Source organism: Thalassobaculum sp. (assembly GCF_040219215.1).
In the GTDB taxonomy this organism is placed as follows: Bacteria; Pseudomonadota; Alphaproteobacteria; order Thalassobaculales; family Thalassobaculaceae; genus Thalassobaculum_A.
In genome coordinates this window covers 55878-72994 of the sequence record NZ_JAVJSX010000034.1, presented here as the reverse complement: position 1 = coordinate 72994, position 17117 = coordinate 55878, and the positions used below count along the sequence as shown (strand labels likewise).

Sequence of the window (17117 nt, the reverse complement as noted above, 5' to 3'; positions counted from 1 at the left end):
CTTCAGATGTTGGAGTCCGGGAACGACGCCTTCTTCTTCGCGATGAACTCGAGCAGCGCCTCGTCGACAGCCGGGTCGATGGCCGGGGCTTCGTATTCGTTCAGCATGCGCTTGACCAGGACCGACGCCCGGGTGGCGGCGTCGCGTTCGCCCTCGGCCAGCCACTGCTCGTAGGTGTTGTTGTCGGCGATCGACGACCGGTAGAACGCGGTCTCGAAGTTCGCCTGGGTGTGGGCGCAGCCGAGGAAATGGGCGCCCGGGCCGACCTCGCGGATCGCGTCCAGGGCCTGGCCGTTCTCGCTGAGGTCGACGCCCTCCAGCATGGTCTTCATCATGCCGAGCTGGTCGGCGTCCATGACAAACTTCTCGTAGGACGACGCCAGCCCGCCTTCCAGCCAGCCCGCGGCGTGCAGCACGAAGTTGACGCCGGCCAGGACCGTCGGCAGCAGGGTGTTCGCACTCTCGAACGCCGCCTGGGCGTCCGGAACCTTGGAGCCGCACAGCGACCCGCCGGAGCGGAACGGCACGCCGAGGCGGCGCGCCAGCTGGGCGCAGGCGTACAGCACCAGCGCCGGTTCCGGGGTGCCGAAGGTCGGCGCGCCCGACTGCATCGAGATCGACGATGCGAAGCTGCCGAAGATCACCGGCGCGCCCGGACGGCACATCTGGGCGAACGCCATCCCGGCCATCGACTCCGCGAGCGTCTGTGCCAGCGTGCCGGCCACCGTCACCGGCGACATGGCGCCGGCGAGGATGAACGGGGTGACGATCGTCGCCTGGTTGGCGCGCGCGTAGTTCTTCAGCGCGCCGAGCATGGTGGAATCCCACACCATGGGAGAGTTGGCATTGATCAGCGAGGTGATCACGGTGTTCTGGTCGAGGAACTCGGCTCCGAACAGGATCTTCGCCATCTCGATGGTGTCCAGCGCGCGCAGCGGGTGGGTGACCGAACCCATGAACGGCTTGTCGGAGTACCGCATGTGCGCGTAGTTCATGTCCAGGTGACGCTTGTTCACCGGCAGGTCGACCGGTTCGCACACCGTTCCGCCGGAGTGGTGCATCGCCGGCGCCTGATAGGCCAGTTTCACAAAGTTCCGGAAGTCCTCGATCGTGGCGTAGCGCCGGCCGCCGTCCAGGTCGCGCACGAAAGGCGGGCCGTAGACCGGGGCGAACACCGTCGCCTTGCCGCCGATCTCCACCGAGCGTTCCGGGTTGCGGGCGTGCTGGGTGAACGTCGCCGGTGCGGTCGCGATCAGCTTCCGGGCCAGGCCGCGCGGGATGTGAACCCGCTCGCCCTGAACATCGGCGCCGGCGTCGCGCCACATATCCAGCGCCTCGGTATCGTCGCGGAAGTCGATGCCGATCTCTTCCAGGATCGTCTCGGCGTTGGCCTCGATGATCTCCAACCCCTCCTCCGACAGCACGTCGAAGGTCGGGATCCGTCTCACGATGTAGGGAGCGTAGGCGGTCTTCGGCCGGGCGCGCGCCGCCCGCCGCGCATCGCGGCCGCTGCCGGCACCGCGACCACGCCGCTCATGTCGCTCCTCGCCGCCCCCGCCGGTTGCGGTTGCGTCCATCAAGCCGTCGATGTCCTGCGTCATGGCAGCCTCCGCACTGCGCGCCCTCTCGACCGGCAGTGTCCGCGTCCCGATCAAGAGCGTCTTGCACCGAGCCGACGCTTGCGAGTCGCGCTGTGGCTACGGCCACCCCGATCCGCCGATCACTCACGCGGTCGTGTCGGAAACGCCCGGCCTCGGATTTGACCACTGCCGGGCGCGGTGCGACACTTTGCCCGGTCGGTTCACGCAGCGCCGAGGCGTTGGCGCGCGTGCCGAATACAGGAGGATACCGCCCATGCGCCCGCGCCTTTTCGTTGTCGTCGCGGCGACGCTGCTCGCCGCGCCCGCTTTCGCCAACAGCCCCTCGGTCGGCAGGACGGATGACGCCCTGCCGCCCCAGGTGCTGGGCCTGATCGCCGCGGCTGATCCGATCCCGCTGAACTGCGCCGAGGGCACCTGCACCGCACTGGTATCGTCGTTCTGCCTGCAGGAGGATCGCCCGCCGCCATCCGCCGGACAGCGCTACCAGCCGGCCGGCGCCGGTGACGTGACCCTGGTGGTGCGGCGCATCGACGGCACCACCACCGAGTTCTCCGCCGCCGGACTGCTCGGCTATGTGAGCGAGGGCGACTTCACCCGCACCCGGATCGAGATGTCGGACCGTCGGCTGGCCTCGCTGAACGCCGCCGAGGTCGCGGTCCGGATCGCCCCGATGGTATCGCTGCTGCCGCACTCCGAACGGGAACCGTCGGCCAAGGTCGCGGCCCGCGACGCCGAGACGGCGGACGGTGCACCCAGGTTCGCCGCCGAGGCATTCTTCAAGCCCGGTACGGCGCGGACCGACGCCGCCGTCACGCTGACCCGCCTGATCAACATGCTGCCGTCCAACGAATCCCTCCCGGCGCACCCGGCAACCGCCATCCCGGCCGCCGGGAAAGCGGTCTGGCAGCGTGTCCAGGAGTCCGGCAGCCTCACGAAGCTCACCCCCAGCGGCGTCGAGCGCGCCAAGGCCGAACTGGACCGGTGCGGAGCCTATGCCGAGATGGGCTTCAAGCTCACCCTGCGCGGTTGCCTCGCCAAGAGCCACGACCGGACGATGCGCGAGATCAACGACGACTACTGGAAATCGCAGACAGGGTACTGAGCCGTCCCTGGGCGCCGTCCCGACCCGCGTGACCTCGACCGCGGTCCCGCCTACACTCCGCCCGTCTGAGACCGGAGAGTGCGTGCGATGCTGGACGGCAAGCGGATCCTGTTGATCGTCGGCGGCGGCATTGCCGCCTACAAGGCGCTCGACCTGGTGCGAAGGCTGCGCGAGCGCGGGGCGGCGGTGCGCGGTGTGCTGACCGCCGCCGGCAAGCAGTTCGTCACCCCGCTGTCGCTGTCATCGCTGACCGAGGACAAGGTCTACGAGGAACTGTTCTCGCTGACCGACGAGGCCGAGATGGGGCACATCCAGCTGTCCCGGTCGGCGGACCTGATCGTGGTGGCCCCGGCGACCGCCGACCTGATGGCCAAGATGGCCCACGGACTGTGCAATGACCTCGCCTCCACCCTGCTGCTGGCGACCGATACCGACGTCTTGATCGCCCCGGCGATGAACGTGCGGATGTGGGATCACCCGGCAACCCGCGCCAACCTCACCACTCTGACCAGCCGCGGCGTGCGCGTCGTCGGACCGAACGACGGCCCGATGGCCTGCGGTGAGTTCGGCTACGGCCGGATGGCCGAGCCGCTGGAGATCGTGGCGGCCGCAGACACCTATTTCGCCTCGGTCGACGGGCCGCTGAAGGGCCGCCGGGCGCTGGTGACCAGCGGTCCGACCCACGAGCCGATCGATCCGGTGCGCTACATCGCCAACCGCTCCTCGGGCAAGCAGGGTCACGCCATCGCGGCCGCGCTCGCCCGGCTCGGCGCCGACACCACCCTGGTGACCGGTCCGACCCGCGAGCCGGACCCGGCGGGCGTCGCCGTGGTGCGGATCGAGACCGCCCGCCAGATGCTGGACGCCTGCCTTGCCGCTCTGCCGGCCGACATCGCGGTATGCGCGGCCGCCGTCGCCGACTGGCGGGCCGCAACCGAGGCCGGACAGAAGCTGAAGAAGGAGGGCGGCGGACTGCCGACCCTCAGCCTCGCGGAGAATCCCGACATCCTCGCCACCCTGTCGCGGCGCGAGGCCGACCGGCCGGCCTTGGTCGTCGGCTTTGCCGCCGAGACCGAGAAGGTGATCGAGCACGCCACCGCCAAGCGAGCGCGCAAGGGCTGCGACTGGATTGTCGCCAACGACGTGTCGCCCGCCACCGGCACCTTCGGCGGCGACGCCAACACCGTGCATCTGATCAGCGACGGCCCGGTCGAGGACTGGCCGCGCGCCACCAAGGCGGAGGTTGGAGACCGCCTCGCCGCCCGGATTGCCGAACACTTCACCGACTGAGAGCCCGTTGATGACTGTTTCCGTCCGGATCACCCGGCTGCCCCACGGCGCCGACCTGCCACTGCCGGCCTACGAGACGCCGGGCGCCGCCGGAATGGACCTTCGAGCCGCGGTCGACGGCCCGGTCACGCTGGCCCCGGGAGAGCGCACGGCGGTCCCGACCGGGATCGCCATCGCCCTGCCCACCGGCTACGAGGCCCAAGTGCGGGCCCGTTCCGGCCTGGCGCGGCGGCACGGCATCGCCATGGTCAACGCGCCCGGCACCGTCGACAGCGACTACCGTGGCGAGTTGCAGGTCCTGTTGATCAACCTCGGCCAGGAGCCGTTCACGCTGGCGCGCGGCGACCGGATCGCCCAGATGGTGGTCGCTCCGGTTGCCCGGGCATCCCTCGCGGAAGTCGACACGCTCGACGAGACGACGCGCGGCGCCGGCGGCTTCGGCTCGACCGGAATCCAGGACGGGGTGGCGAACGCAGTCCGCAAGCCCAAGTAGAAGCGGTCGAACACCGAAACGAGACGGCCATGCGCGAGTTGTCCGAGACCGAGTTCCACCGCTATGCCCGCCACCTGATCCTGGACGAGGTCGGCGAGGAAGGGCAGGCGCGGCTGTTGGCCGCCCGGGTGCTGATCCTGGGTGCCGGTGGCCTGGGGGCCCCGGTGTCGATGTATCTGGCGGCCGCCGGCGTCGGCACGCTGGTCCTGGTCGACGACGACACGGTGGACCTCACCAACCTGCAGCGCCAGATCGTGCACGCAACCGAATCGGTGGGGCGCGCCAAGGTCGACTCGGCGGTCGAGACCCTGTCACGGGTTAACCCGGGAATCCGGCTGCGGACCCACAAGGTGCGGCTGAGCGAGGACAACGCCGCCGGGTTGCTCGCCGGATGCGATGTCGTGGTCGACGGCTCGGACAACTTCGCGACGCGGTATGCGCTGAACGACGCATGCCTCGCCGCGGGCATACCGCTGGTCGCCGGCGCACTGTCGCGGTTCGAGGGACAACTCACCACCATCGTGCCGGGGGAGGGCCGGCCGTGCTACCGATGCCTGTTTCCGGAAACGCCGGACCCGTCGCTGACCCCGCGCTGCGAAGAGGCCGGAATCCTCGGCGCTGTCGCCGGGGTGATCGGCACCCTGCAGGCAGTGGAAACCCTCAAACTCCTGCTCGACCTCGGCGAACCGCTGGCCGGCCGCCTGATGCTGTACGACGCCCTCTCGGCCTCGATGCAGGAGGTCCGCTACAAGCGACGCGCGGAGTGTCCAAGCTGCAAAGATTCCGCTGGTTCGTGATCCACTGAGCGTCGGCGCGGGCCGATACAACCAAGACCCGACAGCGCGTTCCGACGCTATGTCCTTGTACCAGGGTCGTGGTAGCAACAGATCCATCGATTCTGTGATCCGGAATGCGACCGTAACACTGGGCAAGGTATAGCAAAATGATGACCGACCCACGCCGCTATGACGCCGCGGAACGGCTGGCAATGGCGCAGATCGCTGAATGGCGGGTCATGAGGACCTTTCGCCCTGCGCATTTTGAGGCGGTGGGTTTTCCGACGAGCATCAACGACCTTGGCGAGGTCAAATATATGACCTCCGCCATGAGCGATAGTCGAGGATCGGAGCGCGTGCTTCGTGAAATGCGCGGCCTACGTGATCACGATCTGCTCCCTCTGTACTCCGCGATTGATCTGTATATTAAATATTACACTACTTTTATTGATCCAAAAAATATTCAAATACCTTATAACATTCTTATTTATTATTACTCTTTATACAAAAAACTGAAAAATTTTCCAAATCACGCCACCATACTGGATATTGGATCGGGCGTTGGGTGTCTTCCGTTCTTTATACATTCAGATAATTCTTTCCAGACATACAATCAAATTGAAGTGACTCAGTCTCTGTATATCACACAATCGACAGTAAATTCATTTGTCTTTCAAGACAATCAGTGTGAAATGTCTGCCATTGAAGTCGACATGCCTGATGCACCGTCACCGAGCGACGTTCTCAAGCAATGGGCTCTCGACGACAACATACGGCTGCAGATTAAAAAGAACTTCCGATGCACGCTTTTTCCGTGGTGGCAAATACAGATGGCCTTCGTGCGAAAGTATGACATCATCATGTGCAATGAGAATATCTGTGAAATGCCAGATGACGCATTTTTGTTCTTTATGAAGAAAATATCTGAATCGCTGAATCCAAACGGCCTTCTGTTTGTGCATGGCATTGGGCAAACATCCGGAGATCGACAGAAATTGATCGACGACCGTTTGACCACCTTGTCGTTGATTGGGTATCGCGCGATCGTCGCCGAGACGAGCTTCGAGAACAACGGTTCACTCAGCAGACCCAACCTGATCCTGGCTCATAGTCAGCACACCGACTACGACAAGCTGCCAAAGAATCTATTCGCTCGCTGTTTCGATCGAAACGACCCTTTGGTTCAGGGAATCTACGGGCTGACGGAACCGGATGGCTCGATTCAGGACCTGAGTTCGCTGCGTGCGATGCTATGCCAGCAACTCGATCAAACGTACCGACCAGAAGCCTAACCCAGCCCGTGACGCGGCAAGAGCCCCCGCTCACGCCCGAACACCAGTAGGTGAAGGGTTCGAGCTGGCGAACCGTGGCCCCCGCGGTGGCGTAGGATTGCCGCGTCGACACCGTGGAGGGTTCGCTATGCCCCATATCAGAACCGCCGCCTTCCGCGTCCTTGCGTTGCTGCTCCTGCTGGTCACGACGGTCCCGGCGCGGGCGGCAGAACCGATGACCGACGCCGAGGTCGAACGGTTGAGCGAGATCGCGCTGCTGCGTTCCGGCACCCCCCGGCTGGATGCGCTCGGCCGACTGGCGGCACGCGGCAATCCGGACGTCGCCGCCACCCTGGTCATGGCCCTGCGCTACCGGCGCGACGTGTTGAACGAGACCGCCTTCGCCTTCCAGTCGGTGACCGGCACCGACATCGCCACCTGGTACGACGCCATGGTGTGGCAGCAGGCGCATCCCGAGGTCACCGCGCATCCGAGTTACCGAACCCTCAAGCTGACCATCCTCGAGCGCCTCGATCCCGGCTTCCTGCGTTTTCTCGGCGGCGACCTCAGCCGGCCCGACAACCTCGACATCCGGCTGGAGGAGATCACCTGGGGCGGGGTGCGGGTCGACGGCATTCCGTCGCTCGACCGGCCGGCAATGATCGCCGCGGCGGACGCCGACTATCTGCTCGACGACGACCTGGTGTTCGGGGTCGCGATCGACGGGGACGTGCGGGCCTATCCGCTGCGGATCATGGGCTGGCACGAGATGCTCAACGACGTGGTCGGCGGGGTCCCGGTGGCGCTCGCCTATTGCACGCTGTGCGGAGCCGGCATCCTGTTCGAGACCCAGGTGGACACCCGGCCCGAGCCACTGATTTTCGGGTCGTCCGGCCTGCTGTATCGCTCCAACAAGCTGATGTTCGACCGGGCGACCGACAGCTTGTGGAACCAGTTCACCGGTCGCCCGGTGTCCGGTCCGTTGCGCGGCACCGGCGTCGAGTTGCGCCAACGGCCGATCGCGATCGAAAGCTGGAAGGCCTGGCGCACCCGCAACCCGCAGACCCTTGTGATGTCGCTCGAAACCGGACACACGCGGGACTACGGTTCCGGCGTGGTGTACCGGGAGTACTTCGCCAGCCCGGCGCTGATGTTTCCAGCACTGGTCGAGCCCGGCAGCCCGCACCAGCCGAAAGAGTATGTGTTCGGAATCCGGGTCGCCGGCGGTGCCAAGGCATGGCCGCTCGACGCGTTCGCCGGAGGAGCGGTGATCAACGACGCCGTCGGGCTGGAAACCGTCGTGCTGATCGGTGATTGGGAGACGCGCACCGTGCGGGCCTATCGGCGCGGTGACCGGGAGTTCGCCAAGACCGACGACCCACAGACGCTGATCGCGGACGGGGTTCCCTGGACAGTGTCGGAGGAGGCGCTCAGCGACCCCGCCGGCGCCCGGCTGTCACGCCTGCCCGGCCATGTGTCGTACTGGTTTGCCTGGGACGGGTATCTCGGCCACCGTTAGCCGAATCACAGACCTTCGGGTGGTTCCGCGAACGGCGGAAACGCCGCGATGTGCCTGGTTTCGCGCCAATGACCAAGCGCCCAGTGCACACTGGGGAACGCAATCTCGTCCCAGGGAATGTCGTCCCAGGCGAACAGGCCGACCTCCCGGCTTTCCGGTCCCGCCGCGACCTCCGGCGACAGCAGGCGGGCACGGTAGATCATCTGGACCTGGCTGATGCGCGGGATGTTGTACACACCGATCAGCGCGTCGATCTCGATGCGCGCGTATGCCTCTTCCCACGCCTCACGGCGCGCGCCTTCAATCGTGGTCTCGCGTTCCTCCATGTAGCCGGCCGGCAGCGTCCACCAGCCGACGCGCGGCTCGATCGCGCGCTTGCACAACAGGATGCGGTCCTCCCACAGCGCTACCGACCCGACCACGATCTTGGGATTCACGTAGTTGATGAAGCCGCAGCTGTCGCAGACCAGCCGCTCGCGGTCCTCGCCGGGCGGTATCCGCCGTGCGACCGGGCCGAGCGGTTTGGCAGTGGCATCGGTGGGGTCGCCGCGATCCGTCATGGCGCCACTGTGCCGTTGCTGGCCACGGGCCGCAAGCCGGGCAGCCGGGGATTCAGGGAAGAGTCAGACCAGCAGGTCGACGTAGTTGCCAAGGAATCCGAACGAGCGGCGGAAGGATGACGACTGGCGCTTGCCCTCCACCCTCTGGGTGCGCGCGTTCTCGCTGTCTTCCAGGGCTTCTTCCGACTCATCGCTGGCCGCAACGGCCCGCGCGGTGATGTTGCGGGTGGTGCCGTTGGTCGGTTCCTGGGTCGTCGGACGTGGCGCCACGACGACCGAGGTCGGTGCGGTCGGCGGAGACGGACTGATGATCGGTGGCAACATGACATCAACTCCTGACCTCGAAACATACGCTGTTAAGCCCGAAACTTCAAGGTTTCCGCCACTCGGCCTGCGTTTCGGTCAGGAATCTCCGGATTCAGCCTTCATAGATTAACCAAAATCGCCCTTTGGCCGTGAAGACCGGAGGACCGACGCGATGTCGTCACCGACCGACCCAGGTCACCCGCCAGATTGTTCCGCCGAGGTCGTCGGACACCAGCAACGCGCCGTCCGGCCCCACCGCCACTCCGGCCGGGCGTCCCCAGACTTCGGCGCTGCGAGTGCCGTCGATCCAGAACCCGGTCATGAACGCTTCATAGCCGCCGCTTGGCTCGCCGTCGCGGAACGGCACATGCACCACCGTGTATCCGCGCGGTTCCGCCGCGTTCCAGGACCCGTGCAGCGCCACGAACGCGCCGCCACGATAGTGGGCCGGAAACGCCGAGCGATCATAGAACGCCATGTCGATCGGCGCGGAATGCGCCCGGAACAACACCTCCGGCAGGCGGGTCGCAGCCACGAGGTCCGGCCGCCGGCCGGCAAACTCTGGTTGCGGCAGGCCGCCGGCATAGGCATAGGGCCAGCCGTAGAATCCGCCCTCGACCACACGGGCCAGATAGTCCGGCGCCAGTTCCTCGCCCAGTCCGTCGCGCTCGTTGACCACCGTCCACAACCGGTCGGATCCGGGCTGGAACGCCAGCCCGACCGGATTGCGCAGGCCACTGGCCACGGTGCGCCCGCCGCTGCCGTCCAGGCGGAACTCCTGGATCGTCGCCCGCGGCTCCGGCTCCTCTCCCAGATTGCCGCGGCTGCCGATCGCCACGACCATCCGCGTGCCATCCGGGTGGATAGCGACATTGCGGGTCCAGTGCCCGCTGGCGGGACCGATGGCGCCGGGCGTGGTCAACGGTTCGAACTTGGCCAGCGGTTCGCCGGTACGCGGGTTCGCCGGTGCCGACCAGACCCCGCGCGTGTCGGCAACGTACAGGCGCTCGCCGTGCAGGGCGATGCCGAACGGGCGCTCAAAGCCGGAGGCGAGAACCGAACTTGCGTCCGACCTGCCATCGCCGTCACGGTCGACGAGTCGGACCAGCTTGCCCGGCCGCGACAGCACCGCGATCACGGTCCCGGAGTCCGGAACCAGGAGCCGGCGGGGGTTTTCCAACCCGCCGGCAAACAGCGTCACCGCGAATCCGCTCGGCACCCTGGGCACGATGCCTTCCGGCCGCCGCACCGGGGTGGAGCTGTTGGCGGCGCTCGGCGTGGCGTAGGGCGGCGGCAGGTCCTCGGCGTGGATCATGAAGCGGTCGCCGGGCCGCACCGTCTCCTGGGCGACACCGGGGTTCCCCGGAAGCCATGCCATGGCGAGAACCAGTGCCAGCAGCAGTGTGGGCATCGACTAGGCCTCCGTCTGTTCACGCGCCCTTCGGGCCAGCCGGACCAGCTGCACGCGGGCTTCGTCGGCGTCGCAGACCGGGGTGTCGAAGGACAGGCGGGCGGTCCGGCCCCGCAGGCGCAAATCCACTCCCTCGGCGTCGCAACCGGTCAGGATCCAGCCGTCACCGTCGAGACCGAGCAGCACCCGGGCGTACAGGGCGACGGCGTCGGAATGATCCTCGTTCATGTGCGCGACCACGTCGGCCTCGCGCCCAGCCAGCGGCGGCGACGGCTCACCGAGGATCCGATCCGCCTCCACCCAGTGGATGCGTCCGAACCCGGCGACCAGATGGGCACGCTCAACGGTCATGCGCCAGATTGCGAAATCGCCGAACCCTGCGTAACCGGCCGCCGACGGGTGACGGCGCAGGAACCGGACCCGCCGATCCGGGTCGTCGTCCCGGGCGAACCGCCCCAGCACCGAGGCACGCGCACCGGTAAGCGGATCATCCAGGCCGGCGGTTCCGTCGACCAGCAGCGCGGCGCGCGGATCGGCGAGCAGGTTCCTGGTGTGCTCGGCAAGCGTGGAGATCAGGAGCAGGGGGGAGGCGTCGTGGTCGACCGCCATCAGCACCAGCGACGGGTACGGCCAACCCGCGGTGGATCCGTCGCCGGGCAGCGCTGTCGCGAGCGACGCACGGTCGGCCGAGCGCAGCAACCCGCGCACGATGCCGCCCGGCGTCGGGTCGCCTGAACGCTTGTCGGAAGGGGTGGGGGCTTCGTCCATCGCCTTGCAGTATAACCTCAACTACCCAAGTGACGGTTCAATGGGGCGCCGCCGGGGCACGATCAGGCTATCTTGCCTTAATCGGGCCGTAGAGGCGCCCGAATAAACCCTATTGTGAGCCAGGGACGCGTTGCGCATTCCTGCGCAAACTCGACGGAGGGGCGGAAACATGGCGAGCACGATCGCGTTGGTCGACGATGACCAGAACATCCTGACATCGGTCACCATGGCACTGGAAGCCGAGGGGTTCGAGGTGCGGACCTACAAGGACGGCGAGGAAGCCCTGCGCGGCCTTGCCCAGCGCCCCGTCGACCTCGCCGTGCTCGACATCAAGATGCCGCGCCTCGACGGCATGGAATTGCTACAGCGGCTGCGCAAGGGCAGCGCGGTGCCGGTGATCTTCCTGACCTCCAAGGACGACGAAGTGGACGAAGTCCTCGGCCTGCGCATGGGGGCGGACGATTACATCAAGAAGCCGTTCTCGCAACGCCTGCTGATCGAGCGCATCCGCGCGCTGTTGCGCCGTCAGGAACTGGCGGCCGACGAGGCAAACCCCGCATCCGAGGCCAGCATCACCCGAGGCAACCTCGTGCTGGACGGCGCCCGGCACCTGTGCACCTGGAAAGGCCGGCCGGTTGCCCTGACGGTCACCGAGTTCCTGATTCTGCGCGCCCTGGCCTCGCGGCCCGGCCACGTCAAGAACCGCGACCAGCTGATGGACGCGGCCTATGGCGACAGCGTCTATGTCGACGACCGCACCATCGACAGCCACATCAAGCGGGTGCGCAAGAAGTTCAAGGCCGCCGACGACGCCTTCAACGAGATCGAGACCCTGTACGGCATCGGCTATCGTTATCACGAACCGGCCTGATCCTTGGGGCCGGATCGACCGGCGAGGACAGGTACAGTGCGGACGACCGACACGCTGAGGGCCGACAGGAACGAGGCCGCCGTTCCGCGCGCGCCTCGTCCGCTGCGGCGCCTGAAGGCGGCCCGGCGGCGGTTCCGATCCCGGATTTCGGGCCTGACCATCCGCATCCTGGCCATCAACCTGTTCTCGGTTGCGATCCTGTTCATCGGCGTGCTGTACCTCGATCGCTACCAGAACAGCCTGATTCGCGGCGAGCTGGACGCCCTCGACCGACAGGCCGAGGTGATGGCGCGGGCGGTGGCGGAGCTCGCGGTCGACACCGACGCGTCCGTCGACCCCGGGCTGGTGCCGGAACGCGTCCGCCGCATCGTTCGGCGCTTGTCCGTCGTGCTTGCCTCGCGAGTGCGGATCTACAGCGCGGAAGGCCGGTTGACGGCGGACAGCCGGATGCTGACCGGGCCGGGCGGTACGGTCCGGATCCAGCCCCTGCCGCCTCCGGAATCCGATCCGATGCGCCGGTTCGCGAACCGACTCTACGAGAGCATCGTCAACTGGCTGCCGCGGCGCTCCGAACTGCCGGTGTGGAACGAGACGACCGGTCCCGACGCCCTGTTCGAGGATGTCCGGCTGGCGCTCGGCGGCACGGTTGTTCGCAAGGTGCGGGTCACCGAGGCCGGCGGGTTGTTTCTGTCGGTTGCGGTCCCGGTGCAGCGCTATAAGCAGGTGCTGGGCGCGCTGATGCTGTCGGTCGAGGGTGCCGATATCGACGCCGCGGTGCGCGAGGTACGGTTCGAGATCCTCGGGATGTTCGCGGTGACCCTGGGGATCACCATCCTGCTGTCGCTCTATCTGGCGGGGACCATTACCCGGCCGATCCAGCGACTGGCCGCTGCCGCCGAACAGGTCAGGGCCAGCCACAGCCGGCGCGAGACGATTCCGGATTTCGGGCGGCGCCGCGACGAGATCGGCGACCTGTCGCGGTCGCTCAAGGCGATGACCGAGGACCTGTGGGCACGCATGGATGCCATCGAGCGGTTCGCCGCCGATGTCGCACACGAGATCAAGAACCCGTTGACGTCGCTGCGCAGCGCGGTCGAGACCGCGGCGCGCCTGGACGACCCGGAGCGACGTCAGCGCCTCATGGCGATCATCATCGACGACGTGGCCCGGCTCAACCGGCTGATCACCGATATTTCGGATGCCTCGCGGGTGGACGCGGAGCTGTCGCGGGAGGACCGCGGCCCGATCGACATCGCAAAGGCGCTGTCGGGCCTCGCCGAGGTCTATGCCGCAACCGCCGAGGAACGCGGCGGCCCGCCGGTGCTCGCCGAGGTCGAGGACCGGGCCGAGTTGGTGGTGGCCGGCCAGGAAGGACGCCTGATCCAGGTGCTGCGCAACCTTATCGAGAACGCCCGCAGCTTCTCGCCGCCGAATGGAACCGTTCGCCTGCAGGCTCGCCAGGACGATGGTGCCGTCGTCATTTCTGTCGAAGATGACGGACCGGGATTGCCGGAGGGCAAGCTGGAGGCGGTGTTTGACCGGTTCTACTCGGAGCGTCCCGAAGGCGAGAAGTTCGGAACGCACTCGGGACTGGGCCTGTCCATCTCCAAGCAGATCATCGAAGCGCATGACGGGCTGATCCGGGCGGAGAACCGACGCTCCGCGTCCGGCGAGGTTATCGGCGCCCGATTCATCGTCAGGTTGCCCTCGACTCCCGCCCGGGCGTAATCGATCCTTAACGCTCGTCAGGCCAATGTGCGCCCGTACATCCGGAAAGAGAAGGCATGTCCAGCCTCGGCGCATCGGCAATCTCCATCCTCCACAGCCTCGGCGTCCTGGCGCTGATGTCGATCGGCATTTCGATGCTGCAGCCGAGCCGACTCGACATTGCCGCCGGGTGGCTGCGCTCGCTGCTGATGGGGCTGGTGTTCGGAGCGACGGTATCGATCGTCATGGTCGACCCGGTGACCCTGCCGCCGGGCGCGACGTTCGATGCGCGCGGCGCGCCGGCACTGCTTGCCGGGATCTACGGCGGTCCGATCGCGGCGATCGTCACGGCCATTATCGGATCGTTGACCCGGATCGCGATCGGCGGGGCCGGCGCAACCGGTGGAGTGTACGGGCTGGTGGCCTGCGCGGCACTCGGCATTGCGGCTGGAGCCTATCTGAAGCGCCGCGGCATGCGCCCCGGCATCGCCTGGCTGTTCGGGTATGCGCTGCTCGGGACGCTAGCCGTGATGCCGTCATTCCTGTTCTTCGCCGATCTGCAAACCGGCCTTTCCGTCCTGTCGCATGCCTGGTGGATGCTGCTGTCCTGTAATGTGGTCGGAGTGCTGGCGCTGGGCTTCCTGCTTGAGCAGGACTGGCGACGACGTCAGCTTGAGCTGGACCTGCGCGAAACCGAAGCACGCACCCGGGTGGCCGCCGATTCCAAGATCCGTTTCCTGGCGTCGATGAGCCACGAGATCCGCACCCCGATGAACGCGGTTGTCGGCTTTGTCGACCTGCTGCGCGACTCCCGGCTCGACAGCTTCCAACGGCGCTGCACCGATCAGATCCGCGACGCCGCGCGGGGTTTGCTGCGGATCATCGACGACATTCTGGACTACGCCAAGATCGATGCCGGCCGCGTTACGCTGGAGCCGCAGCCGACGGATGTGGTGGCGCTGATCAGTGGCTGCCGGGAGATGCTGCTGCCACAGATCGACCGCAAGGGTATCACCTGCTCGGTCGATTTCGGCGACCAGCCGCCCGCGGTCCTGGACGTGGATCCGGTGCGGGTGCGGCAGATCGTGCTCAATCTGCTCGGCAACGCCGTCAAATTCACCGATTCGGGAAACATCGCGGTCGTCGTGCGCTACCAGCCGGGCGCTGCGCCGAGCCGCGGCGACCTGACCATCGCGATCACCGATACCGGAATCGGAATGACGACCGAGGAACGCGGCCTCCTGTTCAATCCGTTCGTACAAGGTAATCACACCGGGCGCGGCGGGACCGGTCTCGGTCTGGTCATCTGCCACATGCTGGTGCAGGCGATGGGCGGAGAGTTGACGCTCGACAGCGCCCTCGGCCAAGGCACCACGGTGACGGTGCGGCTCCCGCTGAGGGTGGCGCGGGACGCAGCAGAACCCGCAAGCCAGTCGCGTCCGCCCGTCGATGCGCCCGAGGTCGCCGCCCTTCGGATACTGGTCGCCGAGGACGTCGCTCTGAACGCCGAGATGCTGCAGCACACACTGGAGCGGGCCGGCCACACCGTTCGCGTCGTTGCGGACGGCGAGCGGGCGGTTGAAGCGGTCGGTGAGGCGCCGTTCGATCTCATCCTGATGGACGTTCAGATGCCGGTCATGGATGGGCTTGAGGCAACCCGGGCAATTCGCGCCCTGTCCAACTCACAAGCCGCGATCCCGATCGTGGCGCTGACCGCCTATGCCTCCCAGGACGACCTCCGAGCCTGCCTGGATGCCGGCATGAACGACTACCTGACCAAGCCGCTGGACCGGTCGAAGCTGCAGGCGGCGCTCGCCCGCTGGGGCGGGGCGGTCCATCCGGGATCCGTCATGACCGCCAGCAGTTGAGCCGCTGGCAACGGGTCAGCGGCAGCGAGGAGCAGGCGTCCCGCCATTCCCTGGGATCAACTACCGCGAAGGCCGTTGACAGCCGGTCGCCACGCGCCATGCTGCCGGGCATGGAGACGGTCTGGGGCACCACCGTAGCGATCGACGGCCGAGCGGTGCTGCTGCGCGGACCGTCCGGTGCCGGCAAGTCCGACGTGGCGCTGCGCCTGATCGATGGTGGCGCGGTATTGGTGTCGGACGACCGTACCGAGCTCGTGCGCGAGGGTGATCGGCTGGTCGCTCGGGCTCCGGAAGCGCTGCGCAACCGGATGGAGGTGCGCGGCGTTGGGATTGTGACGATCCCCGCCGTCGTCCGGGCGCCATTGGTCCTCGCCGTGGATCTGGTGCCGCCCGAACAGGTCCCGCGACTGCCCGACCCCGGCCGCTGGACCCACGCCGGCGTGTCGCTGCCGTTGATCATGCTGGCCGCCTTCGAGGCGTCGACGCCCGCCAAGGTGCGGCTTGCGGTGCGGATGGTCACCGGCGAATAATCCCGCGCTCGATTCGGGCCCTGCCGTGCACATGAGATGACAACGATGACCGATCGACCATGCAACGATCCTCTGGATACCGGAGACCGGCGGGACAGCCGCGTTCTGGTGGTTCTGGTAACCGGTCTGAGCGGTGCCGGACGCAGCGCGACGCTGAAGGTTCTGGAAGACGAGGGTTTCGAGGCGGTCGACAACCTCCCCCTGCCGCTGCTGCCGGTGCTGTTCGCCACCCAGCGCACCGATGCGGATGGCGACGACGATTCGCAGACCGCCACCACCCGGATCGCCGTTGGCATCGACCTGCGCACCCGCGGCTTCGACCAGCAAACGCTGTTCGACCATCTGGCGGCGCTGCGTCTTCGCGCCGACCTGGATCTCCGGGTTGTCTACCTCGACTGCGACGACGGTGTCCTGATACGGCGCTTCACCGAAACCCGACGCCGCCACCCGCTCGCCACCGACCGGCCGGTAGCCGACGGCATCCGCATTGAGCGCGAGGTCATGGCGCCGCTGCGCGAAGCCGCCGACATCGTCATCGACACCTCGGCCCTGCCCTTGGCGGCCCTGCGTCAGGCATTGGTCGGTGCCCTGGCGTTCGACGGCGAGCGCCAGATGACGGTAACGGTCCTGTCGTTCTCGTTCCGCGGCGGCCTGCCCCGTGAGGCGGATCTGGTTTTCGATGTCCGCTTCCTGGACAACCCGCACTATCAGGACGCGCTGCGGCCGAAGGACGGACGCGACCCGGAGGTCGCCGCGTATGTGGAGCGTGATCCGGATTTCGAACCGTTTCTGGTCCGGTTGCAGGCACTGCTGCAGCCGCTGCTTCCCCGCTTCGAGCGCGAGGGCAAGAGCTACCTCACCTTGGCGGTCGGCTGCACCGGCGGGAAGCACCGCTCGGTGGTAACCGCCGAGCGGTTGGCCGCGTGGTTGAAGAGCCTCGGCACTCCTGTCACGCTCCGTCATCGGGACCTGCCGTCAGCGGCAGGACAGGGAGGGCAGCCAACGACCGAAGGGGCGACGCATGGCTGAAGAACATGGCTACTT

At 67.0% G+C, this 17117-nt stretch carries 16 protein-coding genes; 11 read left to right on the top strand and 5 right to left on the bottom strand.

Going from position 1 to position 17117, the window contains the following annotated elements; all coding sequences use genetic code 11:
* Positions 1-2: 2 nt before the first annotated feature.
* A complete protein-coding gene (locus RIC54_RS23170; protein ID WP_350091850.1) occupies positions 3-1601 on the bottom strand; it encodes a trimethylamine methyltransferase family protein in 1599 nt (532 codons plus the stop codon).
* A 253-nt stretch (positions 1602-1854) separates the two neighbouring features.
* Between RIC54_RS23170 and RIC54_RS23165 the strand changes: the two genes are divergently transcribed.
* The 6 genes from RIC54_RS23165 to RIC54_RS23140 all read left to right on the top strand — a co-directional run bounded on the left by RIC54_RS23165 (position 1855) and on the right by RIC54_RS23140 (position 8052).
* The gene (locus RIC54_RS23165; RefSeq protein WP_350091847.1) at positions 1855-2703 is read left to right on the top strand and encodes a hypothetical protein; all 849 of its coding nucleotides are present in this window, start codon (positions 1855-1857) and stop codon (positions 2701-2703) included.
* An 87-nt stretch (positions 2704-2790) separates the two neighbouring features.
* Positions 2791-3993, top strand: a complete 1203-nt coding sequence (gene coaBC, locus RIC54_RS23160) for a bifunctional phosphopantothenoylcysteine decarboxylase/phosphopantothenate--cysteine ligase CoaBC (protein WP_350151471.1) — start codon at positions 2791-2793, stop codon at positions 3991-3993.
* A 10-nt stretch (positions 3994-4003) separates the two neighbouring features.
* Complete coding sequence (gene dut, locus RIC54_RS23155; protein WP_350091841.1) at positions 4004-4486, top strand: dUTP diphosphatase; 483 nt, start codon at positions 4004-4006, stop codon at positions 4484-4486.
* 29 nt (positions 4487-4515) lie between these two features.
* A complete protein-coding gene (locus RIC54_RS23150) occupies positions 4516-5283 on the top strand; it encodes a HesA/MoeB/ThiF family protein (protein WP_350091838.1) in 768 nt (255 codons plus the stop codon).
* A gap of 146 nt (positions 5284-5429) precedes the next feature.
* Positions 5430-6554, top strand: coding sequence for a class I SAM-dependent methyltransferase (locus RIC54_RS23145; protein ID WP_350151469.1), 1125 nt, complete (start codon positions 5430-5432; stop codon positions 6552-6554).
* A gap of 127 nt (positions 6555-6681) precedes the next feature.
* The gene (locus RIC54_RS23140; RefSeq protein ID WP_350091833.1) at positions 6682-8052 is read left to right on the top strand and encodes a DUF3179 domain-containing protein; all 1371 of its coding nucleotides are present in this window, start codon (positions 6682-6684) and stop codon (positions 8050-8052) included.
* A gap of 5 nt (positions 8053-8057) precedes the next feature.
* On the opposite strand, the gene RIC54_RS23135 is transcribed toward RIC54_RS23140, so the two are convergent.
* From RIC54_RS23135 to RIC54_RS23120, 4 genes are all read right to left on the bottom strand, one after another.
* Positions 8058-8612 (bottom strand): NUDIX hydrolase, encoded by a 555-nt coding sequence (locus RIC54_RS23135; protein WP_350091831.1) that lies wholly within the window; start codon positions 8610-8612, stop codon positions 8058-8060.
* Between the two features lie 63 nt (positions 8613-8675).
* Positions 8676-8936 carry a hypothetical protein gene (locus RIC54_RS23130; RefSeq protein ID WP_350091828.1) on the bottom strand — a complete coding sequence of 87 codons (261 nt, stop codon included), beginning with the start codon at positions 8934-8936 and terminating at the stop codon, positions 8676-8678.
* A 160-nt stretch (positions 8937-9096) separates the two neighbouring features.
* On the bottom strand, positions 9097-10329 hold the full coding sequence (locus tag RIC54_RS23125) for a PQQ-dependent sugar dehydrogenase (RefSeq protein ID WP_350091825.1): 1233 nt from the start codon (positions 10327-10329) through the stop codon (positions 9097-9099).
* Between the two features lie 3 nt (positions 10330-10332).
* On the bottom strand, positions 10333-11097 hold the full coding sequence (locus RIC54_RS23120) for a HugZ family pyridoxamine 5'-phosphate oxidase (protein ID WP_350091822.1): 765 nt from the start codon (positions 11095-11097) through the stop codon (positions 10333-10335).
* A gap of 169 nt (positions 11098-11266) precedes the next feature.
* On the opposite strand from RIC54_RS23120, the gene RIC54_RS23115 reads away from it, so the two are divergent.
* The 5 genes from RIC54_RS23115 to rapZ are packed head-to-tail and all read left to right on the top strand — an operon-like array spanning position 11267 to position 17102.
* On the top strand, positions 11267-11968 hold the full coding sequence (locus tag RIC54_RS23115) for a response regulator transcription factor (RefSeq protein WP_350091819.1): 702 nt from the start codon (positions 11267-11269) through the stop codon (positions 11966-11968).
* Positions 11969-12004: 36 nt separating this feature from the next.
* Positions 12005-13696, top strand: a complete 1692-nt coding sequence (locus tag RIC54_RS23110) for a sensor histidine kinase (RefSeq protein ID WP_350091816.1) — start codon at positions 12005-12007, stop codon at positions 13694-13696.
* Positions 13697-13752: 56 nt separating this feature from the next.
* Positions 13753-15543, top strand: a complete 1791-nt coding sequence (locus RIC54_RS23105) for an ATP-binding protein (RefSeq protein ID WP_350091813.1) — start codon at positions 13753-13755, stop codon at positions 15541-15543.
* Positions 15540-16073 carry an HPr kinase/phosphorylase gene (locus RIC54_RS23100; RefSeq protein WP_350091810.1) on the top strand — a complete coding sequence of 178 codons (534 nt, stop codon included), beginning with the start codon at positions 15540-15542 and terminating at the stop codon, positions 16071-16073. Before RIC54_RS23105 ends, RIC54_RS23100 begins: the two co-directional genes overlap by 4 nt.
* Positions 16074-16118: 45 nt before the next feature.
* Positions 16119-17102 carry an RNase adapter RapZ gene (gene rapZ / locus RIC54_RS23095; protein ID WP_350091807.1) on the top strand — a complete coding sequence of 328 codons (984 nt, stop codon included), beginning with the start codon at positions 16119-16121 and terminating at the stop codon, positions 17100-17102.
* Positions 17103-17117 lie beyond the last annotated feature (15 nt).

Excerpts from the sequence above, each read along its gene's own strand:
- RIC54_RS23170 (WP_350091850.1), bottom strand. The coding sequence starts at position 1,601 with ATGACGCAGGACATCGACGGCTTGATGGACGCAACCGCAACCGGCGGG.
- RIC54_RS23165 (WP_350091847.1), top strand. The coding sequence starts at position 1,855 with ATGCGCCCGCGCCTTTTCGTTGTCGTCGCGGCGACGCTGCTCGCCGCG.
- coaBC (WP_350151471.1), top strand. The coding sequence starts at position 2,791 with ATGCTGGACGGCAAGCGGATCCTGTTGATCGTCGGCGGCGGCATTGCC.
- dut (WP_350091841.1), top strand. The coding sequence starts at position 4,004 with ATGACTGTTTCCGTCCGGATCACCCGGCTGCCCCACGGCGCCGACCTG.
- RIC54_RS23150 (WP_350091838.1), top strand. The coding sequence starts at position 4,516 with ATGCGCGAGTTGTCCGAGACCGAGTTCCACCGCTATGCCCGCCACCTG.
- RIC54_RS23145 (WP_350151469.1), top strand. The coding sequence starts at position 5,430 with ATGATGACCGACCCACGCCGCTATGACGCCGCGGAACGGCTGGCAATG.
- RIC54_RS23140 (WP_350091833.1), top strand. The coding sequence starts at position 6,682 with ATGCCCCATATCAGAACCGCCGCCTTCCGCGTCCTTGCGTTGCTGCTC.
- RIC54_RS23135 (WP_350091831.1), bottom strand. The coding sequence starts at position 8,612 with ATGACGGATCGCGGCGACCCCACCGATGCCACTGCCAAACCGCTCGGC.
- RIC54_RS23130 (WP_350091828.1), bottom strand. The coding sequence starts at position 8,936 with ATGTTGCCACCGATCATCAGTCCGTCTCCGCCGACCGCACCGACCTCG.
- RIC54_RS23125 (WP_350091825.1), bottom strand. The coding sequence starts at position 10,329 with ATGCCCACACTGCTGCTGGCACTGGTTCTCGCCATGGCATGGCTTCCG.
- RIC54_RS23120 (WP_350091822.1), bottom strand. The coding sequence starts at position 11,097 with ATGGACGAAGCCCCCACCCCTTCCGACAAGCGTTCAGGCGACCCGACG.
- RIC54_RS23115 (WP_350091819.1), top strand. The coding sequence starts at position 11,267 with ATGGCGAGCACGATCGCGTTGGTCGACGATGACCAGAACATCCTGACA.
- RIC54_RS23105 (WP_350091813.1), top strand. The coding sequence starts at position 13,753 with ATGTCCAGCCTCGGCGCATCGGCAATCTCCATCCTCCACAGCCTCGGC.
- rapZ (WP_350091807.1), top strand. The coding sequence starts at position 16,119 with ATGACCGATCGACCATGCAACGATCCTCTGGATACCGGAGACCGGCGG.